This window comes from Acinetobacter sp. YH12201 (genome assembly GCF_013418145.1).
In the GTDB taxonomy this organism is placed as follows: Bacteria; Pseudomonadota; Gammaproteobacteria; order Pseudomonadales; family Moraxellaceae; genus Acinetobacter.
The window spans coordinates 1-6,943 of the sequence record NZ_VPCP01000113.1; the positions used below are offsets into that span (position 1 = coordinate 1).

Here is a 6,943-nt window from a genome sequence, read left to right on the forward strand (position 1 = left end):
CATGAGAAAGCCCATATAAATGGGTAGTGTACAAGTTGCTGTAGAAGCATTTTTAATTCGTCTGATCACAGATACTTTATAAAGTATTTTAATACTTTTTTGAATCCGTCAATGCGTAAGTCCTATAACAGCTTTCTGAGCTTTACGACTTGGCATATTTTTGTTTGTTCGGGAACGTTTATTCTGTTTCTCCAACTCTTCATGCTGTTGCTGGATATGCGCCAGGACTGAACCTAACCGTTTATTTTCAACTACTTCATTTTGCTGCAGCCCAGCCAATTTATTGAAGATGCTGTAGTTGATCCTCCGACCTTCATGCATGAGGGCCACAGTTCCATCCGGATACTCTAGAAATGAAATGTATTGCCCAACTAATTTCTGGTTCAATTCAGTTGGTTCAAGCAGATAAATACACTTGTCATACGTCAGGGTTAGATTCTTGGTGACCTTACGCGGTTCCTGCCAGGTAAAAATATCATCCAGTTCAAGATCAGATTCGGTTAATGGTCGATGTAAATTCTTTGAGTTTCGCGCGCATTTCGCGAACTTCTGATTGAAATGCTCAATAAAGCAGGGTAGCCATGCATTGGCTTCGGCAATCGAACCGATGCCTTCTAACCGCATCTCCTTGATCAGACGGTCCTGAAGGGTTCTATTCGCTCGCTCTACGCGACCTTTGGCCTGTGGGGAGTTGGCGAAGATAATATCAATGTTTAATTCGTTGAGAATCCGGCCAAATTGCGTGATCTGGCTGTCCTGACTGGATTTCTGGTTCACTCTGAATACCGAATGTTTATCGCTATAAAAGGCCAGCGGCTTGCCGTATTGCTCAATGTAGGCTCTGGTCGAAAGCATATAGTCAAAGGTGGTTTCAGCCTCACAAAAGCGCAGATGCAACAGCTTTCCAGTGGCATCATCGATATAAACCAGCAAACAGCATTTGGCGGCTCGTCCTTCAAACCAGTCATGATATGAGCCATCAATCTGGATCAGCTCACCGAAGCAATCACGGTTATATCTAGGCTGATATGGGCGTTTCAGTCGTTTGGATCGAGGAATCCAGAGCTCATTGGCCGTCATCCAGCGACGAAGCGTTTCTACCGGGAGATTCAGGCCGAACATGCTGCTGAGCTTCTCATGAGCCAAGGTTGGGCCAAAGCCCAGCAAATGTTCAGAAATAATGGAAAGGCATTCAGACTTTACGGCTTCATCATGGCGACGATGACCCGGTTGACCACGGCTGGCATGCACCAGACTTGAAACACCGTCTTGATTGAGCTTGTGCAATAACCGGGTTATTTGACGGGTTGAAAGATTCAGGATTTCAGCAGCACGGACTTGGGTAATACGATGATCTCGAACGTCTTGCAGCACTGCAAGACGTTGAATTTCTTTATCAGACATAGTGATCAGCATCTATATTTATATCCAGTCCATGATGGTAAAAACCATCATAAACCAGACATTTTTATTGGTGAGAATATAGACACTTTAAATGGGTTCTAACATTGTTTGTTATTCCCAAGTAGAAATGTCCTACCTAATAACCAAATAGAAATGTCCTATACAGACATTTCCAAGTCAAGCACAGGATTCAAATTTCGTTCTTTGATTGCTGTTTTCTGTGCACGTCTGCTTGGCATCTTTTGAGAACGATTGCGTTTGTTTTGTTGTTCCAGTTCTTCATGCTGTTGTTGAATATGATTCAGAACAGCACCCAACCGTTTATTCTCAACAATCTCTCGCTGATTCAGCTGACTTAATTTATCGAAGAGGCTGTAATTGATCTTTCGGCCATCATGCATGATGGCTACAGTACCATCCGGATATTCCAGAAACTCAAGATATTTACCGATTAACCTCTGATTTTCTTCTGTCTTCTCTAGGAGATATACGCATTTATCATAAGTAATGGTCAGGCTATTGGTGACTCTGCGGGGTTCACGCCAGGTAAAAATATCATCTAATTGCTCAGCTGTTTCGGTGGCAGAGCGGTGTAAGTTCTTAGGATTAAAGGCCATCTTTGCAAACTTGAGATTGAACTGCTCAATAAAGCAGGGCAACCACTTATTCGCATCGGCAATCGAACTGATACCTTCCAGACGCATCTCCTTAATCAGACGATCCTGAAGTGTCCTGTTGGCCCGTTCCACACGTCCTTTGGCCTGAGGGGAGTTAGCGAAGATGATATCGATATTCAGGGTACTGAGTACGCGTCCAAACTGGGTAATCTTGGTGTCTTTCTTGCTGCTTTGATTCACCCTAAAGACTGAATGTTTGTCGCTGTAAAACGCTAAAGGCTTACCATGCTGTTCAACATACAAGCGTGTCGAAATCATATAGTCAAAGGCTGATTCTGATTCACAGAAGCGTAAATGCTGCAATTTTCCTGTGGCATCATCAATAAACACCAGTAGGCAGCATTTAGCAGCGCGTCCTTCAAACCAGTCATGGTGTGAGCCATCGATTTGTACCAGTTCACCATAACAGTCCCGATTGTAACGAGGCTGATATGGACGTTTCAGGCGCTTGGAGCGAGGAATCTATAAATTGGCTGCAATCATCCAGGAACGCAGTGTTTCCACTGAAATCTTAAATCCATGAACAGTGGTGAGCTTTTCATGCGCTAAAGTGGGTCCGAAACCATGGAATTGCTCAGCGACAAGATTGAGGCACTTGAGCCTGATTTCTTCAGGAAGCCTGGAGTTGCTGGTTCGGCCACGACCGGCATGCGCTAATACAACTGGGCCTTGAGCTTTGTATTTCTGCAGTAAGCGTCTGATCTGACGTTCTGAGATATGAAGTAGCTGAGCAGCCTGGGATTGAGTTATGCGTTGATCGCAGATTTCCTGCAAAACCGACAATCGTTTAAGTTCTTTATCCGACATAGACACCAACATATCAAACCGTCCGCTAACGAAATTGCAAAAGTGCATATTCTAAAAGCGGACATTTTTACTTTGGAGAAACCGGACATTTCTATTTTGGAGTTACAATTGTTATTTCGTATAACGTACATTATGTTAAATATTATGAGATTAGGCTCAAAGAGAGGAAATGCTAGAGGTTGCGAATCTGTGAAATTTCCTCTGGTGAAATTCCTAGTGACTCTAAAAATTTCTGATGCTCTTCAGGCTCCATTTCTTCAAATTTTTGATGCCACTTCATCATATCTTCTTTTGATAAACCCGCAGCAGTCATAATTTCTACCCATTTCGCTTTATTCATGAACTTTTCCTTTAATAAAATTGATTTTTTTAATAACTCAATGATAGCTTTTTGCTGACCCCTTAAGTTATTAATCTCTTTCTCCAATGCCCTAAAATGATTTTCCAAGATTTGACCTTGGGATATGCTACACGGTTCTAAAAGCAAGCGGATATCTGAAATTGATAGTCCGTAAGCGCGATAAGAGACTATACTTTTCAGTCGCTCGATCTCACTTTCACCGTACCATCTGTAACCATTTTCAGCTATAAATCTAGGTTTTAATAAATCCTGTTTCTCATAATAAAGAACGGTGGTTCTCGATAAATTGAGACTTTTAGCTAAGCGGGTTACAGTAAGCATATTTTTTGTCATTCGTTCATTGTTCAATTAAGGTAAACCCTTTACTTATAGACAGGTCAATCTTGAAAAATTATTTATTTCACAAATTAAGGATACCCAAAACACAGTCATTTTTATTTTAGGCTGACAGCTCATCATCGCTCCTCAGCTATCGATGAAATAAAATATGTAACTGATTTCAACCCGATATAAAATAAAATTTTGATGAATTACAGGGAATGCACATGGTCTGGCTTATTGCTAAGTATGCGCTCACAGCTGGGATGGTAATACTTATTTCAGAAGTGGCCAAACGTAGTGACCGTTTAGGCGGGTTGATCGCAGCCTTACCGATTGTAACGGTACTGGTGCTGATATGGATGAAACTTGAGCATCAAGATCCACAGAAAATTTCAAATCATGCTTGGTACACTTTTTGGTATGTGGTGCCGACCTTACCGATGTTTTTAGCATTTCCCCTCCTGTATCAGCGTTATGGATTTTGGCCAGCTCTAGCCCTTTGTTGTGTAATGACCCTTGTTATTTTCCTGGCATGGGCCGCTATCTTGCACCATTTCGGTATTGATTTAATGTAAAGGATGAAACGATTACTCACATTGAATCAGAATAAATCTTTTTTTACGGAAATGTTCATTTCGCTAAAACCCACAATCTTAGAGATTATCAAAAGCCTTGTAGAGATCAGTAGATTTTTCAAGATGCCCACTCTTTAGATAATTGAAAGTGGAACGACATGATATGAATAAGCATCATTGGGAAACTGTGTATACCAAACTCTGGCGTTTATATTCCCCTTCTATGATTAACCCCATCAAGTAGGAAAAGCATTCAAAAAATAGCATTGATTAGAGCTTAACTTTAAGATCTGAAGATTATCTGAATCTTAATTTGACTACCAGTGAACGAAATACCCATGATATCAAGCCTGAATATGGATGCAGTCCTGGATTGATGGCTATTTAAAGCAATTTATTCAAAATGGCAGGGATAGGTATGGATATGGATTTATATTCGCTATTGTCTCGCTCAATTAAGGTTTAGTCATCCTATATTGACTATAATCATTTGGATAACAGCAAGAGAGTTTATTGTGCGCCATTCTTATCATATCGAAAAACATTATATTGAACGTGCTGGATGGTTACGTGCAGCGGTGCTGGGGGCAAATGACGGGATTATTTCAGTCACCAGTCTGGTGGTGGGAATTGCAGCCAGTGGCGCATCTACCCATACCCTACTGGTGACCTGTATCGCCGGATTGATCTCTGGGGCTGCATCAATGGCTGCAGGTGAATATATTTCGGTTAAATCCCAGCAGGACATTGAACAGAATGATCTGGAGATGGAACAACGTGAACTGCAACGCCATCCCGAACATGAATTGAATGAGTTAAAAAATATTTATATACAACGCGGATTACAACCCACTTTAGCTGAAGAAGTCGCCCGCCAGCTGACCGCACATAATGCTTTAGATGCCCATGCTCGTGATGAAATTGGTATTTTAGATCATACCTCTGCACAGCCCTTTCGCGCTGCGTTTTCTTCAGCCACTGCATTTACAGTCGGTTCACTCTTTCCTTTAATTTCAATCATGTTGATGCCTGAGCAATATTTAGAGAAAGGCGTGATGCTGATTGGGGTATTAAGTCTTGGCATTATGGGTGCACTGGCCAGTTATGTAGGCGGAGTCAGCATCTGGAGAGGTTCAATCCGGGTAATGCTTTGGGGCATTATCGCGATGCTATTCAGCTCCTGGATCGGATCATTATTTAATGTGAGCGTGGCATAAGATCGCTTTTTATATGTTCCCCCACTCGCTCTACCCATGATGGGTTTGACATCCTCACCGCCCTTTAAGGACGGTGATTCCTACTGCTAGATCATGCCCAAGCACAAGTATGTTCTTAGCACTGTTCAGGTCCATCAGCGGGGATAGAACAATACTCCATAACCCATTCAATAAAGGCTTATGTCTTTTAAAATATCGCCTTCACTACGGCATATATGATTATGCAGTAGCCGAATGAATCCACTTGCGATTATGCTGCGAGGACATCACGCTTTTCTGACTAGATAAACCCTTAGGTGAATAATAATGATTGATAAAAATATCCCGCTCACCGATTTACACCGCCATCTCGATGGCAATATCCGTCCGCAAACCATTTTAGAACTGGGGCAGCAATTCCAGATTCAACTGCCTGCCAACACCCTGCCGGAACTACTACCGCATGTTCAAGTCATGGATAATCAGCCAGACCTGCTGAGCTTCCTAAACAAACTGGACTGGGGCGTGAAAGTCTTGGGTGATTTGGAAGCCTGCCGTCGTGTCGCATGGGAAAATATGCAAGATGCAGCACAACAAGGTTTGGACTATGTCGAAATGCGCTTTTCTCCCTTTTATATGGCGATGAGCCATCAACTTCCACTGGCTGGGGTAGTCGAAGCCGTGATTGATGGCGTTCAGCAAGGCAGCCGTTACTTGGATCTTCCTGCTAAGCTCATCGGTATTATGAGTCGTACCTTTGGGCAGGCTCGCTGTCAGCAAGAACTGGATGCCTTACTGACTCATCGTGACCAGATTACCGCACTAGATTTGGCAGGTGATGAACTGGGCTTTCCAGGGGAACTGTTTATTGATCATTTCAAGCGAGCTCGTGATGCAGGCTGGCACATCAGCGTCCATGCAGGTGAAGCCGCTGGTGCAAGCAGTATTTGGCAAGCGATTCAAACCCTCGGTGCAACCCGTATCGGGCATGGGGTGAAAGCTGTGGAAGATGCAAAATTACTAGATTATTTAGTTAAATATCAGATCGGGATTGAGTCCTGCATTACCTCAAATCTGCAAACCAGTACCGTTGCCAATATTGCTCAACATCCGCTTAAAACCTTTCTTGAACATGGCATTTTAGCCACGATTAATAGTGACGATCCTGCGGTTGAAGGCATTGATATTCAACATGAATATTTACACGCAGCACCACAGGCAGGCTTGTCCGAAGCACAAATCCGACAAGCGCAGCAAAACGGTTTGAGCATCGCCTTTTTATCCGCTCAGGAAAAACAGCAACTTCAAGAGAAAGTATCGCAGCGTAACGCCTTTTCAGGAATCAATTACAGGGATTGATGCAAATCAGTCATCATCTGTTTCTTATTGTCATCAGAATACCCCTCGTTTTCATGCACAATATATTGATTTTTATAAAATTTATTAATTAGCAAAGACTTAGAAGTTATTAAATTAGCTTTGTACACGACAAAAAAAGATAACTCATTGAAATAATGGCATAATACTTGTTTTCTGACGACGAATATGATGACACATTTCAATGAGTTACATCTCATCTTAAACAAATATCTAAAGTGGAAC

Annotated in this window: 5 protein-coding genes and 1 pseudogene; 3 read left to right on the forward strand and 3 right to left on the reverse strand. The window is 42.2% G+C overall.

The window, feature by feature from the left end:
* Positions 1–108 precede the first annotated feature (108 nt).
* From FTU91_RS15030 to FTU91_RS15040, 3 genes and pseudogenes are all read right to left on the reverse strand, one after another.
* On the reverse strand, positions 109–1,416 hold the full coding sequence (locus FTU91_RS15030; protein ID WP_180082753.1) for an ISNCY family transposase: 1,308 nt from the start codon (positions 1,414–1,416) through the stop codon (positions 109–111).
* Between the two features lie 146 nt (positions 1,417–1,562).
* A pseudogene (locus FTU91_RS15035) lies at positions 1,563–2,888 on the reverse strand (ISNCY family transposase).
* 172 nt (positions 2,889–3,060) lie between these two features.
* Positions 3,061–3,570, reverse strand: coding sequence for a MerR family transcriptional regulator (locus FTU91_RS15040; protein WP_180082754.1), 510 nt, complete (start codon positions 3,568–3,570; stop codon positions 3,061–3,063).
* 224 nt (positions 3,571–3,794) lie between these two features.
* Here FTU91_RS15040 and FTU91_RS15045 point away from each other — a divergent pair, with 224 nt between their 5' ends.
* The 3 genes from FTU91_RS15045 to add all read left to right on the forward strand — a co-directional run bounded on the left by FTU91_RS15045 (position 3,795) and on the right by add (position 6,700).
* The gene (locus tag FTU91_RS15045; RefSeq protein WP_086176086.1) at positions 3,795–4,145 is read left to right on the forward strand and encodes a DUF3147 family protein; all 351 of its coding nucleotides are present in this window, start codon (positions 3,795–3,797) and stop codon (positions 4,143–4,145) included.
* A gap of 515 nt (positions 4,146–4,660) precedes the next feature.
* Complete coding sequence (locus FTU91_RS15050; RefSeq protein WP_180042840.1) at positions 4,661–5,362, forward strand: VIT family protein; 702 nt, start codon at positions 4,661–4,663, stop codon at positions 5,360–5,362.
* Between the two features lie 306 nt (positions 5,363–5,668).
* The gene (add, locus tag FTU91_RS15055) at positions 5,669–6,700 is read left to right on the forward strand and encodes an adenosine deaminase (protein ID WP_180042839.1); all 1,032 of its coding nucleotides are present in this window, start codon (positions 5,669–5,671) and stop codon (positions 6,698–6,700) included.
* Positions 6,701–6,943: the final 243 nt, after the last annotated feature.